The sequence below is a fragment of the Stieleria sp. genome (assembly GCF_041595215.1).
GTDB lineage: Bacteria > Planctomycetota > Planctomycetia > Pirellulales > Pirellulaceae > Stieleria > Stieleria magnilauensis.
In genome coordinates, this window is sequence record NZ_JBFHKV010000051.1 from 1 (window position 1) to 16,361 (window position 16,361).

Genomic DNA, 16,361 nt, shown 5'->3' on the forward strand with positions numbered 1-16,361 from the left:
CCAATCCCGGGTCATTCCCAGTCGTGCGAGATAACGCGATTGCAGGTTGTACTGAAGGCAATTGCCCGTCAGCGTGGTACCGATGCTGGCGATGAAGGGTGCCCCGGTATCCAGCAACGCCGAAATCGACTCGGGTTTGCCCACGTAAACAAAGAAACGGTCCGGCGGCACACAACGGGCCATGTCGAGACTGCCGCCCGGCTGCCCGTCCAACATCTTTTCGAACGGATGCGATTTGACTTCGACACCCGCAAGTGAATCCACATCGATCGTCGCCGCTTGGCCCGAATCGGTCGCGCGCAGCTGTTGCAGTTGAAGGGTTTCTTCGATGGCGGCGCGGCCTCCCAAGACGGAAAACGTCGAGAGATTGCGTGGCGGATCGGCGTCCGGCTGAGCGGTCCGGCCCGTCTGATCCCAGACCTGTAACACACCCCCGTCGGCTGCGATCGCGTAGGGTCTCCACGCGAATTTCCTGGCGTCGGCCAGTCGCTGGCGCAGGTCCGCGTAGGACGATTCGGATCCGTTTGTGGCGTCCCACCGAATCGTCTGCTGAGTGTTCAGCACTTGGTTGTCGACCTGCAGTTCCAGCGGTTGGACAAGCGGTTCGCCGGACACCAGCACCAATCGGTACTGCAAGTTGGGTTGCTCGGCGGCGAGTTTGGCGCTGTCACGGTTGATGATCGGGCGAATCTTCACCTGCTGGGCTTGAATCAATTGCGGGTCAATGGCGACGCGTTCGCATTGGCCGTCGGTGTACAGCACCCAGTGTTTTCCGTCGTCGACAAACGGGCGCACTTGGAACGCCAAGACGGATCGATTCTCGCGCGCGACGGTTTGTCGCTGCTTCGGTTGGGACGGGGAAAACTGGAACCGGACGTTGGGGATCAAATGAACAAAGGGACCTTCCAGCGGCTCGCTGTCGATGAAATCGGTGAGCTCCTCGATCCGGAAATTGGCGGTCCCCCAACGCTGTGCCACGTAGTCCCACCGTTTGTCCTTGGCCAAGTCGGCGATCGAGCCTGGTCCCACGCCCTGTCCGTCCTGGGCGTACTGACGACAGGCCTCGAACCCCATTTGCACCTGCCAGCGACCGTTTCGGATTTGACGTTCTTCCAATGCCGCGTACATCCGCTTGCCCAGCTGCCGCAGCCGCGAGGGTTCGGTCGGCATCAGGTACAACTCGCGGACAGCAGCGTGGGACTCGGGCGTCCGGATTCGCCACAGGCCATCGGCCGGTAGTGCAATGGTCCCGACGTAGGCATGCAGTGGTCCGTCGGCGATCCGGCCATGTGACGTGTCACCGACGACCGTCTCGGCCTTGCCCGAAACCGTCAGCAACGGCAGCGTGACCAGACAGGCGACAAATCGAGATCCGATCGGCCAGAATGGGAGTGTTCGATGGCACATGACAGCGGTTCCTGGAACGAGATGCAACGCGAGTCGTGAGCCGAAAGCTCATTCTCGACGGTTCAGCCTATGGCATCAGGGAGCCCGTGGCGAACGACAGCGTGTGCAAAATCTTCGGAATCGCCAAATCGTGCGTTCAGAAGACGCGAATCACTTCCACGACAAAATGGAGTGTGGCGTTGGGCGGAATGAGGGGCGCGCGGCCATCCTCACCGTAGCCCAATTCGGCTGGAATCTCCAACTCGATCATTCCGCCTTCACCGACCAACTGCAACCCTTCGGTGAATCCCGGGACGACTTTTTGAAGCGAGAAAATCACCGGCTCTCCCTGCGAATAAGAGCTGTCGAAGACGGTTCCGTCATCCAGTTTTCCCAAGTAATGGACACGCACATGGCCACCGGGCTGAGCTTTCTTTCCGTCTGACCGACGCAACACCCGATACTTCAGCCCTGATTTCGTCGTCGTAAACTCCTGCGGCGCGTCCGCGTCGGCCGGCCCCGGACCGGGCATCAATCCGGAACATCCGGTCGCCAAACAGAGAGCCATGCAAAGTAAGCCGACCCGTGACATCCCAACGGTGTGCATGGTGTGCGATCCTGACGAAAGTTTCAAAAGCAGAAAAAAGGGCGACCGATTCGGGCACGCGCGGAGAACGGCCATCGGGCCGGACAAAGCATAGATTCACGGGAAAGCCTTTCACAAGCCCGGTAGAAATCGCATCATCGGATACGGCCAGCAGCTATCATAAACGGAGGGGGAGTGCGTGTCCCACGAGCCAAAGGTGCTCCAATGAGTTCAACAACCTTGGAAAATCGCCTCGGGGTGCTGTGCACCCTGATGGCTGCGATGTGGTTTGCGTGGCCGCCGGGCCAGCCGGCACTGTGTCAGCCGGCACTGGGGCAATCGGCGCTCGGTCAGCCGGCGCTCGGTCAGCCGGCATTGGGTCAGCCGGCGGCACGGCAGCGCATCCAGCCGGTCAGATTGAGAGACGACGATGCCGGCCAGCGGTTCGTGGACCGTCTGGTCCCCGGCTCGCACGTCAAGGTTTTCATTCCCAGTCTGCCCTACATCTACCTCTCGCACGCCATCAACGGTGCGATGATCAAGCCCAGCGACAATGCCCGGGGCTGGGATTACGACATGGCGACGTCGCATGAGCAGATCGACGACACCACCTACGAATTCAAACTCCGCCAAGGCGTTCAGTTTCAGGATGGGACGCGTTTCGATGCCGATGCGGTGGTCAGGAACATGGACGCCTTCAAACTGGCTCCCACGCTTTACAGCAAAATCGACCAGGTCTTTGACCGCTGCGAAAAAGTCGACGAGTTCACGGTCAGGTTCTTGCTGAAAGAAAAGTACGGCTGTTTCATGAACGATCTGATCTGGATGCAGTTCTACAGTGACGAATACCTGAAGCTCAATGGATGGAATGGAAAGGCAACCTGCCCCAATCTTTCCGCTCCCGGACCCTACGGCCTGGGCCCCTACATCTTGACCGAAGGTTACGTCGAAGGCGATCGCCAAACCCCTAAAGCCGTCCTCAAAGCGAACCCGAACTATTGGGACCAGCGGTATCCCAAAATCGAAACGATCACCGTATTCACGGAACTGGACAGTCGGCGGGCGAAGAACAGCGTCTTGGAAACCGAGGGCGAGTTGGACATCGCCTTCATCCCGCCGGAATACAAAGTCGACACGATCCTGTCTCCATATGCCAAACTCGTCACCTCGCCGACGACGAACAACATCGCGATCCACATGAACCTGATCAACGGCAATCCCAAGCTGTTGGAGGTTGACGTCCGCCGCGCACTCAACGAAGCCTTGCACCAACGCAATCTCTGGCACTTCGTCTTCGATCGTGAAGCCACGTTGTCTCCGACCCAGGCGTCACCCTTCTTTCCCGGCATGCGGAAAGCCACCCAGTTGTTGAAGCCGTACTCCGAATTAGAAGACCCGTACGATGCCGCCAAGCGAGCTCAATTGAAACGGCGGCTCAACGGGCTGCGTCTCAAAGTCCTGACGCAAAACCGCTACATGGACTTGTGGCGCAGCATCGAAACCCAATTGGGCTACGTCGGCGTGACGTTGGACATCGAGGAAGTCAAAAGCGAAAAGGAAATCTTTGATCCGTTACTGACCACCAATCGAGATCAAAACGAAGTCCAATGGGATCTGTTGGTGTGGGGCAACGACGACTGGTTTTTCAACCATCCCTTCACCGCCTTTCTCGTCTATCGGACGCACAACGTTTGGAGCACGATTTTTCCGGATCCGGTTCTTGATGGTTACATCGAAGAGATGTTCCAGGCGAGTGTCGAAGATCCGGGATTCGACGAGATCACCTACAAGATTGTCAAACGCGTCTACGACCAGGCCTACATGCTGTTCGTGCCAACGCCAAACAATGTCTTTGCGGTCAACAAAGAAGTCGGGTTCAAACCGTACCGCATGGCCTGTTATCCGCTGTGGAAAATCCAGGTGACTGACCAGCACTGGTCGGTCCGCAAGGGGGCTTACCCGGAAGCAAGAAAAGAGCCGATGAAAGTGACGCGCATTCAATTCGACGCCGGAGAGAGCCCATGAAAAACCGAGGCGTACTGGGAAAACTGTTGCTGCTGGTGGGGATTTCTGTCGTCGCGTTCTGTGCGGTGGGCATCTTCGGCATCGTCAGCAACAAGAGAATTCACGATTCGGTCGACCGTGTTCGCTTGTCGGCCGAACAGTTTCAAAAGGGCGCATTGAACATCACCGATCCGCTCAGCGAACTCAGGCAACTGACGCTGACGATGGTGATGGCGCCGAATTTGGAACTGCAGGAGCAACTCAACGACGAGCAGCGATTGCTGACCAATCGGCTGGACCAGACGTTCAACCAGTGGGACCTTGCGGCGAACAGCCGACGTGAGAAGGAAGCGTTCCAGAACCTCCGCGCCAGCTGGGAGGACTACCGCGAGATCAAAGATTTCACCGTCGACAAGGTCATGGGCGGATACCGTGAGGAGGCGTTCATCAATGCGATCCGGGCGGAAAACGAACAATTCCAGGTGGTCAACGACCACGTGCAAGGTTGGCAGCAGGCGATCATCGCCGACGCCGAAGCCGTCAATCAGTCGGCCGGCAAGATTGCCGACAATGCCTTCCTCGTGTTCATCTTGGCGATTGTGATCGCCACCGCACTGATCGGCGGATTCGGTTTCATCACCACCCGCAGGATCGTCGGTCCGATCGAAACGTTGAAGAAGACGGCATCAAAGATCGCCGAGCACGCGTCGAGTGCGACGATCGGCGAGGCGTTGGACGAACGCATTGATGTTCATTCCAACGACGAACTCGGCGCGCTCGCACGCGCCTTCAACACGATGATCGGGAACATGCACGCGGCGATGGAAAAACTGGACGTGGCCGAGAAACGCACCCAAGCGATCTTAAATTCGACGGCCGATGGCATCCTGACGATCGATGCCAAGGGCACCATCCAATCGCTCAACGCGTCCTGCGAATCGCTGTTGAAATACCGGGCGTCGGAGTTGCGTGGGCAGGCGGTCACCGCCATCATCCCCAGCTTTCGATTCAACGGCCGCGCCCCCGCTTCGACCGCCGCCACTGCCACCACCACCGCCACGGGCCGAGCCCCCCGATCCGATCGCCATGGCGATGAGAGTGAAGCCTACGGCGTGGACAAGCAGGGCCGCCAGGTCCCCATCGCGCTGCGAGTGACCCAAATGGAGTTTTCAGGAGAACGGATCTTTATCGCGACGCTCCAAGACATCGAGCGTCGCAAACAAGACGAGCAGGAACGAACGCGATTGTTTGAAGCCATTCGGGAAACCGTCAGCCACCTGTCGGTCGCCAGTTCCGAAATCTCCGCGACCATGAAACAGCAATCCCTGGGGATCGAAGAACAGGCCAGCGCGGTCACGCAAACGTCTTCGGCCGTGGAAGAAGCCGCCCGAACGGCCCAGGAGTCCATGCATCTGGCCAACGAGGTTGCCGAAGCCTCGCGGCGGGCCGACGAAGTCGGACGCTCGGGACGCAAGGCGATTGAAGACACCCGGGTTTCGATGAACACCGTGCGGGAACGGGTCGAATCGACCGCCGACAGCATTCTGATGTTGGCCGAACGCGCACAAGCGATCGGAGAAATCATCACGACCGTCAACGAAATCGCCGACCAAACGAATCTGCTGGCACTCAACGCGGCCATTGAAGCCTCCCGCGCGGGCGAAGCCGGCAAGGGGTTTTCGGTCGTCGCCGCGGAGGTCAAATCGCTGGCCCAACAAGCCAGGCAATCCACCGGCCAAATCCGCGAGATCTTGAGCGAGATTCAGCATGCCACCAACCACGCGGTGCTGGCGACCGAACAGGGCACGCAATCGGTCGGCGATGCCAGCGGTGTCGTCGTCAAAGCCGAGCAGACGATCGAAGCGTTGGTGACCATGGTCGGCGAGGCATCACGCGTTGCCACGCGGATCGTGACCGCGTCCAGCCAGCAAGCGACCAGCATGGACCAGATCACCGAGTCGATGAACCAGATCGATCGGACAACCCGGCAGGCGATGGCGGCCACTCACCAAACCGCCCATTCGGCCGAAGACTTGAATCATCTGGGAAGTCGTTTGGCCGAACTGTTGGCAGACGATGCCTCGGTCGACCGACTTACCCCGGCATCGCATTCGGCCTGAGTTTCGGCCTGAGTTTCGGCCTGAGCATTGGACTCTCCCGGCGAGTGCGGCAAGGTGAAATGGACCACCAATCCGCCCTGCCGATGCGGGGTCGCCCAGATCCGGCCGTCGTGGGCTTCGACGATCGTGCGGCTGATCGACAACCCCATCCCCAGCCCGTCTTGTTTGGACGTGAAGAACGCGTCAAACAATTGGTCCTGCTCCTGCTCCGGCACGCCAATCCCCGTGTCCTCCACCGAGACCTGGACCCTTGATTCGTCCACGGCGGTCCGTACCGTGATCCTACGGAGTTCACGGCCGGTGACCGCTTCAAGTCCGTTGCGAACCAGATTGACGACGACTTGCTCCAACTGCACGCGATCGGCATGGACGACGATCGGCGCGGGCGACAATTCCAGACGGATCGATGCGTCCGCGACGTGTGTCATTGGCGTCAGAATTGCCACCGCATCGCGAATCACCACATTCATGTCCAGCGTGGAACGGACTCCATCGGTTTTGCCCACGAACGCTCGCAAACGCCGGATGATCTCGCCGGCTCGCACCGCCTGCTCGGCGATCAGGCGATTCAATTCTTGCAGCGTTTGCCCCAATTCGTCCGGGCAGTTTTCGAGCTTCTTCTCGGCGACGGCCGCAAAGTTGGCAATCGCGTAAAGCGGTTGATTGACCTCGTGCGCAATACCGGCGACCAACTCTCCCATCGTCGAAAGCCGCGACACATGCGCGAGCTGGGCCTCTTTTTCGCGGAGCTGATTTTCCGCCTGCTTGCGCTGGGTGACATCACTCATGAAACAATAGTGGCCGTCGTGCTCGCCTCCCGCATCGAAGGTTTTCACCAACAACAATTGCTTGAAGAACACCGATCCGTCTTTACGCCGCGCGCGGCATTCCAGCGTGGCACGGCCCTCACGCAACATCGTCTCATAGCCTTCGCGGGCCAGCGGTACACCGTCGTCGGGGACGGTCACCGTCCAGGACTGGCCGAGCAACTCCTCGGGCTGATACCCCAACATCTCGGCGTACTGCGGCTTGACCATGATGAAACGCCCCTCCCGGTCCAGCCGCGAGATGCCTTGCATCGCATTCTCAATCGCCAGATTCAGCTGGTCGAGTTCCTCGTTCGCTCGCTTTTGGTCGGTGATATCAATGTCGATTCCGATGAAGCCGGTCGGGTTCCCGGACTTGTCGGTGACCAGCGAAATGATCGTGGATGCCCAAAACCTGGATCCGTCTTTTCGCCGCTGCTGATACACGCCTTTCCAAGATCCGGTCTCAAAGACCTGCCGCATGCGTTCACGTTCGACCCGCTCTTCCTCCGGCTCGACGATAAACGTGACGGGTTTACCCAAGACCTCTTCCGGCGTGTAGCCGTACAACTCCTGGGCGCCGCGTCCCCAGTACGTCACCTCGCCGTCCAGGTTGGTGCCGATGACCGATTCTTGCACGCTATCGAGCAACTGTGACTGATAGTGCTCGCTCGTCGTCGGCTGGCCTGGTCGGTTCGCCGATTCGAACTCAGCCAGCTGCGTGCGCAGCGATTCGATTTCGTTTTTTAATTCATCCATGGCCGCACGATGACACCGTATCTTGGGTGCTAATCCGCCTAGCATAGCAGAATTGTCCCACGCAAACGTTGCCGTTCTCGCATCCGATCAAACGTGAAGTCAGCCAGGTGCTGCTACAGCAGCGAAACTCATCATCGGCGCGGATGATTCACGGAGGGAGCTAACGTCAACAGTTCACGCAGATCCAAACGAACATAGGGGCGTTCTGCGGCGGGGTGTCGGTGGTCGGCGTTGGACACGTACATCACTTGATCGGCGGGAACAAACAGCACGTTGTGCAGATTCGACTGCATCGCGACCGGTCGGCTCATCAGCCATTTGCCCACGTCGGCATCGATCTGACCATACTTTTCTTGAACTCGCTGCCGCAGGACTTTCAGACGATCACCCGCTGAAAGGACGACGGCGTCCTGGATGCCTTCGCCCAGTCGTCGATCGGCTTGGCCCGGCTGAATGAACTCGATCGAGTCGGGGTCGGCGGCGACACCGACGGCGCGATTGGTCTTGCCATCGGCGAAGACATAGTAATATTCGCAGGTCCGGGGGCTGTCACGCCACAACGCGATCACTTCATCGAGTGTGCTGCACTCTTCGAGCGCCCGCCGCATCAACGTCGCCATGGGCACACCGTCCCAGCGGCCTTCGCCGCCGCCACCCATTTCGCCGAGCGAGATGGCCTGGGCGTTCATCCCGCTGACGCTGCCGATGAAACCGGCGTATCCGACGTTGGCAAAAGGAATCTGCCCGTCGGCGGCAACAATGAAGGTGGTCGCCGAATCTTGCAAGCCGATGGTGGTCATGTAATCCAGCACCCGACCATGGTAAAGCTTGCCATCTCGCGTCGCCTCGCCGAAGACCGCAAAGCCGCTGCAATGAAACAGTTCCGGAAAGACGTTCAGCGAATCAACCAAATCTTCATCCAGTCCGAGTGCCCGGGCCATCGCCCGCGTCTCGATTCGATGCCGATCGGGGATGTGTGGCGACAATCGTGCGAAGGCGGCATCCAAGTCGTGGCGGAACCATCGGCCCGTGCGAATCGTTTGCACGACGCCGAACGCGTGCAGCACCGAGTCGATGCAGGCCTGCGCTTCGTCGGTCAACAATTCGCCGTGGGCGCGACCGATTTCGCGGGGTGAACCGGAGAGCAAAACGACGCGATGCCCGTCGATCCACCGCAGCCGACCGTTGGCGGTTTCCCGATCCCGCTTGCTCGGGCTCGTCAGCACCTTCGACGGCGCCAAAACCTCAACCGCTCGCCGGACCCCGCGGACCAATGTCCGCTCCAATTCGTCTCGCGGGATTTCAAGCTGTTTCATGGCGGGCCAGTCGTCCACGCCGGCCATGGTGCTGGGTTGATCGGCAAGGACCAGATCCAACTGGACATCATCCGCCCGGACCTGCAGCGAACCGCCGGACTGAAAGGAAAACGCTGCCGAGTCGCCTGCGCGTCCGTGCCGCGTCGCGGGATCATAGGTGATGCCGGCAAAGGCCTTTAGTGCGGCCGTGATGGCAGCCGCGTCCGGGGACGCCAACAACGGCGTGTACGTTGAAAGCGTCGTCCGCGTGGAAATCAATCGTTGCGACAATCCACTGGGCGACAGCGAATCGGCCACCGTCGCATCGCCTCGACCGACAAACACCACGCCGTGTTTGGGCAGCGCGAATGCCGTGGCACCCTCGCGGCGGCGAATGCGTGCCTCGTAGTCCTTGTGTTCCAGATCCAGATCGAACGCATGGATTCCATAACGGGCAAGTCGAATCTTGATCGTCTGCACGTCGCCATCGATCGGCACGTCCGCGCGGCAGTGAATTTCAAATTCCTGCTGCGATCCTGAAAGCAGATCCAGATACGGCTGCAATTTCGCGGCCAGCGGATCGATCGTCGATCCGGTATCGCCGCCGCGGGCCGAACCGGACAGCAACATGAGCCCCAGCAGCATCGTCGGATAAAGAAAACAGAAACGCCTGAACCAAAGCCGGCGAGTGCCCCGAGAAAAACCTGCCACGATCGCGCTCCAGAAATGAGAATCCGCCAATACCAACCGGCGCGATTGTACACGATCCGGCCGTCTCCACGGACCAACCAGTCAGCTGCTCATCGCCGGTTGCGGTTTCACGCTCGGCAATCCGTCGGCTTTCCAGGCGGTGTATCCGCCGTTCAGATTGACGACGTTTTTGAAACCCGCGGCCTGCAAAACGCTCGCTCCGATCGCCGAACGTGCACCGCTGCGACACTGGACGACCAGCGTCTGGTCGTGTGGCAACTGCTCGGCGCTGGCCGGCAATCGCCCCAGGAAGTGATGTCGGGCTTGATCGATGTGCCCGGCATTCCATTCGTCCTGTGACCGCACATCGATCAGTTGCACGCCACCCGATTCGATGCTGTGTGACAACTCGGCCGGCGACCCGGTGGCGTAGGTTTCGGTCGCCATCCCGGATGCTCGCACCGCTTCCACATCGTAGCCGCCCGCAATCTCTTCGACGCCGATCTTGTGTAGCACCCGAGCCGCTTCCTCCAATTGCTCGGGCCGGCAAATCAGGTACGCCGGCCGGTCGTAATCGACCAGCCATCCCGCCCAAGCGGACAGCATGTCCAGTGGAATGTTGATCGTCCCGGGAACGTGCCCCTGGGCAAACTGCGGCGATGGCGTCAGATCGACCACCGTCCCCAAGCGGACGGCATCGGCAAGTCCGTCGACATCGAGCATCTTGTGGTGATGCCCCTTGCCGAGGATGCGTGGGCCCTCTTTATTCACACGTTTCATCACCGCAAAGTATTTGGGAGCCTCGGGCTGGTCGGCCAGAATGTATTGCACGAATGCTTCTTCGTCGCTGAACTGAAGCGCGGGGTTGAACCGTTTCTCGTAACCCACCGTGGACGATGGGATCGCGCCGAGCCCCTTGCCGCAGGCGCTGCCGGCGCCATGGGCGGGCCAGACTTGCAGATAATCCGGCAGCGTCTTGAACCGCTCGACCGACTCGAACAGATCACGGGCACCGCTCTGCGCCGTGCCCACCATTCCCGCCGCTTCTTCGAGCAAATCCGGCCGCCCGATCGAACCGACGAACACAAAGTCGCCGGTGAAGATGCCCATCGGTTTGTCCGCACCACCGCCTTGGTCGGTCAAGACGAATGAGATGCTTTCGGGCGTGTGTCCGTGTGTGTGCATGACGTCGAAGCGGATGTTGCCGACCATGAAGTGATCGCCGTCGTGTAAACCTTCGCTGTCGTATCCGTCGAGAAATTGGTACTTCCACTCATCCGGACCTTCATCGGACACGTACAGTTTGGCGCCGACACGGTCGGCAAGCTCACGGGCCCCGGAAACATAGTCGGCATGAATGTGTGTCTCGGCGACCGCGGTGACTTTGAACCCTTCTTGATCCGCCATCGCCAGGTACTCTTCGATGTCGCGGCCGGGATCTACGACCACGGCCACGCCGGCCCGTTGGCAGCCGACCATGTAAGACGCGTGGGCGAGTTTCTGGTCGTAAAAATACTTGAGCAACATGATTCGTGTTCCCTCCTGAAGTGACGGGTTTGGATTACAACACCACTGATTTGAAGATCACAAAGACCGCGACCAACACGACCGCGATCGAAAATGTTTTTTGAAGCGTGGGACCTTTTAGACGCGTCGCGACGACGCCGCCCAGCCACATGCCCGCAAAACCACCCACCAGGAATTGCAGCGTCGTTTGCAGCGACAATTCGTTGCCGCCTACGATGTGCGATGCCACCCCGCTGATGCTGACCAGGACGATCACAAACAGCGACGTTCCGACGGCTTGATGGATCGCCATCCCACTGAACAACACCAGCGCCGGGACGATCACAAACCCACCACCGACGCCGAACATGCCCGACAGCACGCCCGTCATCAGCCCCACGTAGACCAGCAACCGGGCACACCGAGAGGTCAACCGCAACTTCCCGTCGGCGTCCCGCTGACAGGCGCTCCGGTCCCGCCCCGGTTCGCTTTCGGTCGTGCAAACGCCGCTGGCCACCTTCGGGTTCTTGGCCTTGGCCCACATCCGCGACGCGACGACGAACATCAGCAGCGCGAACATCACCAGCAAGACGTTCTCGGGAACGAGCTTCGACAGGTACGATCCCAGCGGCGCGCCCAGCATCCCGGCGATTGCGAACAAGAAACCCGTTCGCAATTCGATTTCGCCGCGAACCAGCCGCGGAATCGCCCCAAAGAATGCCGTGCCGCCGACTGCCGCCAGCGAGATCCCGACCGCCTCGCGCGGTGCGACCCCCAAGCCGTAAACCAACAACGGGACCGCGAACACGCCGCCACCGCCGCCGGTCAAACCCAACGCAAAGCCGACGAGACTGCCGAACAGGATGGCTAGGCCGAACATGACCCTTCGCAACCTCCGTCGCCACACTGGTTCCAGGGCATCTTGGCGATCATCGATGACATCGGGCAGTAACCCGTCAGCCCGGCGAACACCAAACCCGCCCCGATGAACGCGGAGAGCGCCACGAAGCCAGGGTGCACGAACTGCGCCAAGACCACGCCCAACACCGTCAACGTCCCGGCGGTGATTTGCATCTGCTGCCCTAGCGGCAACGATTTCTTGCCCCGCACAACAGGTAGCCCCGCTTTGTCCCACGCCAAGGTGCCGCCTTCGACGTTGACCACGTTTTCAAACCCCGCGTCGATGAATCTCTGGCACGCCTGTTTCGAACGGTTCCCACCGCGACAGATGACATACAAAGGCCGATCGGCAGCCCCGTTTCGATCGGACATCACCCGGCGGGGGTCAAGCGATTCCAACGGAACGTTCCGCGCACACTCCGCGTGGACGGCGCGATACTCCGTCGGCATGCGGACGTCGATGACGTCGATTTCGGTGCGTTGCAGTTCTTCGGCCATACGCTTCACATCAATGGTCTGCATTCGATTCTCCTGTCGTTTCCGATTGTGATTCCAATAGATCACCACCTCGCAAGGCGACGATATGTCATGTTCGCAACGGGCGATCCATGAGTGCCGTGGATCGGCGGAGCGATGGGGGCCGTGCTATTCCATTCCGCAGGTCAAAAACCTTCCTTCGATGCACGCCATCAATTGGGCCAGGTGGGGTTCGGCGACTTGGTAGTAAACCTTTCGGCCTTCCCGTTGACTGACCAAAAACCCACAGCGTTGCAACAGCCGCAAGTGCTCCGACGCCACGTTGTCCTGGATCTCACAGTCCTGGGCGATTTCGCCGACGGTATAACGACCGTGCAGCAACAACTGGACGATCCGCAGTCGGACCGGGTGGGCGAGCGTTTTCAGGCACTCTGCGGCCGCGACAAAGTCACCGACATGCCCAGGCGGTTTGGTCTGTTCTTGGGGGTTCGTTCTTGTGGCCATCACTTCTCCGTGGTTCTCTTAATTCAATATATCGCCATGTCACGAGATGTCAATGAATTATTCTCGGCCGAAACGCAGGTTTTTGTCTCCGAACCGATGGAGCAAGGTCACGACGGACCGCGTATGCTGGTGGCTGCGAGGCCGGCAGTTTGCCTATGAAATCCCTCCACCACTTGAGAATCTATGCGTCGACTGGCTTGGACCATCACCGTGCTTGTGATCTTGACGCTGGTCGGTGTCGGCTGGTTTTGGTTGGTGGAAGGGTGGTCGCTGCTGGATTCGGCGTACATGACGGTGATCACGTTGAGCACGGTGGGTTACGACGAAGTCCGTCCGCTGACGGCCAGAGGCCGCATCTTCGTGATGGTCTATCTGGTCTTTGGATTGGGTGTGTTTCTATTCGCCGTCGTGCAATTCGGCGAAATGATTGTACGCGCCGAATTAAGAACTTGGTTGAGGAGACGAGGTATGAACTCGGCATTGAAGGCGATGAAGGACCATTTCATTATCTGCGGCTTTGGCCGCATGGGGCGGACGCTTTGTCGCCACCTGGCCGAGCGAAAGTTAAAGTTCGTTGTCATCGACCACAACGAGGAAAAACTGGCCCGCTGCGAAGAGCTCGGATGGCCCTGCGTGCGTGACGACGCGACCAGCGACCGCACGCTGCTGGACGCCGGCATCGAGCGCGCCCGCGGCATGGCGGTCGTCTTGGACAGCGATGCCGACAACCTGTACGTCGTGTTGTCGGCCCGCCTGATCGCGCCAACGTTGCAGATCATTGTTCGTGCGATGGACGAGGACAGTGCGCACAAGATGGAAAAGGCAGGCGCCAACCGCGTGGTCAGTCTGCTCAGCTCCGGTGCCGCGACGATGGCGCAACTGCTGATCAATCCACAGGTCGAAGACTTTTTCGAGTTCGTCACCGGCACCGGTTCGGGCACCGCGTTGGACCTGGCCGAGATCCGTGTGACGGCCGAATCGCCGTGCGCGAATCATCCGCTGTCGGCAACCGATTTTCGTAACCGCGGGGTCATCATCGTCGCCATCCGACGGGCCGACGGGGAGATCCTGCTGCCGCCAACGGCGGAGACGATCATTCGCCCCGATGACGTGTTGATCGCCCTCGGGAAAGTTTCTGCCGTGTCCCAGTTCCTGACCAGCGAACAACTCTCCTCGTAACGGACGACCGGAGAGATGCCCCGCGAGAAACCATGAACGAACTGATTCCCGCCGTCAGCAGTTGGCAGACGATTGCCGACTACTTTGCGTTGGATACCTCGCAGGTGTTCCAGACGGACATGTTGCTACGTTATCTGATTCAGGTGATCCTGCTGTTTGGTTCGGCGTTCTTCTCCGGTTCTGAGACGGCGCTGTTTTCCCTCTCCCACGTGGACTTTCAATACTTACGTCAAACGAGGCATCGACACGCCGAAAAACTGCAGGCACTGCTGGACGAACCGCGGCGTCTGATCGTTTCGATTCTGTGCGGAAACGAACTGGTGAACATCGCGGCGGTCGCCAACATGACCGGGATTCTGGTCGCACTCTACGGGGAAGCCAAAGCGGGATGGATTGCGGTATTGGTCATGTTTCCCTTGCTGTTGTTGGTCGGCGAGGTGACCCCCAAGACGATCGCGGTCACCAATCCCCGGCGGATCAGTGCGGGAGTCGTCGCCGGCCCGCTGTGGCGGTGGGTGCGTTTGATCGGGCCGATCCGTTGGCTGGTTCGCATCGTTTCGGACCGCATCACGACTTGGATCGTCGGACCACAACGCGAACCGTCCAACATTCTTCAGATCGACGAATTTCGCAGCGTGATCGAGGACGTCGTCGAGACGGGGAAGCTGAATGTCACCGCACGAACGCTGATCAACAACCTGCTGTCCGCCGGCGCCACCGAGATCGTAAAAATCATGACTCCGCGCACCAGCACGTTCTTTTTGAATGCAGATGCGGGTGTGGCAGAGATCATCCATCGATTCAGCCAGGAACGGCATTCACGTGTCCCGGTGTACCGCAATCACCGCGACAACCTGATCGGCTTCCTGCACGATGACGACATCGTTCGGCTGCACCTGGAGGGTGCCGACTATTCGAAGTTGGCGGTGGAGGACATCGTTCGCCCGCCGATTGTCGTGCCGTTGACCAAGACCGTCGATGAAATGTTTGACTTCTTCGTCAAGAGCAAAGCCCGCGCCGCCGCCGTGCTGAATGAATTCGGTGGCGTCGCGGGGTTCATCACCGTCAACGACGTGTTGCGTTCGATTTTCGGATCGCTGGCACACCGGACCGACGCCCAGCAGCGAATCGTGCAGATCGGGCCGAGCACCTACGAGGCCCCCGGCGACACGAAACTGGGCGAACTCGACCGTGTCACGAACTTTGATCTTCACGATCCCCGCATGACCACCATCGCCGGCGTCGCGTTTCGTCACATCGATCGGCTGCCCTGCATCGGCGACCAGGTCATCGTCGATGGGGTCGCCATCACGGTCTTGGAAATGGACGAGCACCGAATCGCGCGGGTCCGTGTCTGCCGCGCAGAAACGGCCTCCGAAGCGCCTGCAACAGGAGCCACCCAATGAGCACACTGGACCTTGCCTGGATCATCCCGGTGATGATTCTGATGTTATTGCTGAAAGGGTTTTTCTCCGGATCGGAAATCGCCCTGGTCAACGCCGACAAAATCAAGTTGTCCCATCGGGCCAAGCAAGGCAACCGCGGCGCCCACCGCGTTGTGCAGTTGTTCAAGCGGCCCGAAAAGCTGCTGACCACGACGCTGATCGGCACGAACATTTCGACGGTCGTGCTGACCACGCTGGGGACCTTGATGTTCATCCATTTCTTCGGAAATCGATGGGGAGACCTGTATGCGTTTGTGTTCTTCACCCCGTTGCTGCTGATTCTCGGTGAGATCGTGCCCAAGAGTATCTATCAACAGGAATCCGACCGGATCGCGCCGATCGTCGTCTTTCCCCTCAGCGCGTTTGCGTGGATTTTTGCGCCGATCGTTTATCTGTTTTCGCGGATCGCGCGGGGTGCCGCGTGGCTGGCCGGCGGCGGTGCGACGTCCCATCATTTGTTTATCACCCGCGACCAACTTCGCAGCGTCATTGAAATGGCCGATCGCGCCTCGGACACCACCGTCTTTGACCGCTTTCGAATCGAACGCGCGATTCGCTTTTCCGAGACGACGGTCGGCGATGTGATGTTTCCCGTGGCCGACATGGTGGCCATCGACAACGAAAAAACGACCAACGATGCCATCCAATTGGTCCGCCGTCGCGGCTTCCATCGGTTACCGGCCTACCAGGGCGATACCAACAAC

General features: G+C 59.6%; 13 protein-coding genes. 5 read left to right on the forward strand and 8 right to left on the reverse strand.

Annotated elements, in window-relative coordinates; genetic code table 11:
* Positions 1-1,407 (reverse strand): hypothetical protein (locus ABX749_RS03560; RefSeq protein WP_372894790.1); only part of this gene is annotated, 1,407 nt, incomplete at its 3' end.
* A gap of 136 nt (positions 1,408-1,543) precedes the next feature.
* Positions 1,544-1,993: an FKBP-type peptidyl-prolyl cis-trans isomerase gene (locus ABX749_RS03565; RefSeq protein ID WP_372894791.1), complete on the reverse strand. Its 450-nt coding sequence runs from the start codon at positions 1,991-1,993 to the stop codon at positions 1,544-1,546.
* A gap of 204 nt (positions 1,994-2,197) precedes the next feature.
* Between ABX749_RS03565 and ABX749_RS03570 the strand changes: the two genes are divergently transcribed.
* Both ABX749_RS03570 and ABX749_RS03575 read left to right on the forward strand, forming a co-directional pair.
* Positions 2,198-3,997, forward strand: coding sequence for an ABC transporter substrate-binding protein (locus ABX749_RS03570; RefSeq protein WP_372894792.1), 1,800 nt, complete (start codon positions 2,198-2,200; stop codon positions 3,995-3,997).
* A complete protein-coding gene (locus ABX749_RS03575) occupies positions 3,994-6,096 on the forward strand; it encodes a methyl-accepting chemotaxis protein (RefSeq protein ID WP_372894793.1) in 2,103 nt (700 codons plus the stop codon). The genes ABX749_RS03570 and ABX749_RS03575 overlap by 4 nt, the downstream gene beginning before the upstream one ends.
* On the opposite strand, the gene ABX749_RS03580 is transcribed toward ABX749_RS03575, so the two are convergent.
* The 6 genes from ABX749_RS03580 to ABX749_RS03605 all read right to left on the reverse strand — a co-directional run bounded on the left by ABX749_RS03580 (position 6,015) and on the right by ABX749_RS03605 (position 13,033).
* Positions 6,015-7,661, reverse strand: coding sequence for a PAS domain S-box protein (locus tag ABX749_RS03580; RefSeq protein WP_372894794.1), 1,647 nt, complete (start codon positions 7,659-7,661; stop codon positions 6,015-6,017). The genes ABX749_RS03575 and ABX749_RS03580 overlap by 82 nt on opposite strands.
* A 131-nt stretch (positions 7,662-7,792) precedes the next feature.
* A complete protein-coding gene (locus ABX749_RS03585) occupies positions 7,793-9,601 on the reverse strand; it encodes a C45 family autoproteolytic acyltransferase/hydolase (protein ID WP_372894795.1) in 1,809 nt (602 codons plus the stop codon).
* Between the two features lie 147 nt (positions 9,602-9,748).
* Complete coding sequence (locus ABX749_RS03590) at positions 9,749-11,173, reverse strand: rhodanese-like domain-containing protein (protein ID WP_372894796.1); 1,425 nt, start codon at positions 11,171-11,173, stop codon at positions 9,749-9,751.
* Between the two features lie 34 nt (positions 11,174-11,207).
* On the reverse strand, positions 11,208-12,032 hold the full coding sequence (locus ABX749_RS03595) for a sulfite exporter TauE/SafE family protein (RefSeq protein ID WP_372894797.1): 825 nt from the start codon (positions 12,030-12,032) through the stop codon (positions 11,208-11,210).
* Positions 12,020-12,574 (reverse strand): rhodanese-like domain-containing protein, encoded by a 555-nt coding sequence (locus ABX749_RS03600; RefSeq protein WP_372894798.1) that lies wholly within the window; start codon positions 12,572-12,574, stop codon positions 12,020-12,022. Before ABX749_RS03600 ends, ABX749_RS03595 begins: the two co-directional genes overlap by 13 nt.
* Positions 12,575-12,697: 123 nt before the next feature.
* On the reverse strand, positions 12,698-13,033 hold the full coding sequence (locus ABX749_RS03605; protein WP_372894799.1) for an ArsR/SmtB family transcription factor: 336 nt from the start codon (positions 13,031-13,033) through the stop codon (positions 12,698-12,700).
* Positions 13,034-13,216: 183 nt separating this feature from the next.
* Between ABX749_RS03605 and ABX749_RS03610 the strand changes: the two genes are divergently transcribed.
* The 3 genes from ABX749_RS03610 to ABX749_RS03620 form a co-directional block, all read left to right on the forward strand.
* On the forward strand, positions 13,217-14,212 hold the full coding sequence (locus ABX749_RS03610; protein WP_372894800.1) for a TrkA family potassium uptake protein: 996 nt from the start codon (positions 13,217-13,219) through the stop codon (positions 14,210-14,212).
* A 32-nt stretch (positions 14,213-14,244) separates the two neighbouring features.
* Positions 14,245-15,618 (forward strand): hemolysin family protein, encoded by a 1,374-nt coding sequence (locus ABX749_RS03615; protein WP_372894801.1) that lies wholly within the window; start codon positions 14,245-14,247, stop codon positions 15,616-15,618.
* A partial coding sequence (locus ABX749_RS03620) for a CNNM domain-containing protein (RefSeq protein ID WP_372894802.1) occupies positions 15,615-16,361 on the forward strand: 747 nt, incomplete at its 3' end. The genes ABX749_RS03615 and ABX749_RS03620, both read left to right, overlap by 4 nt.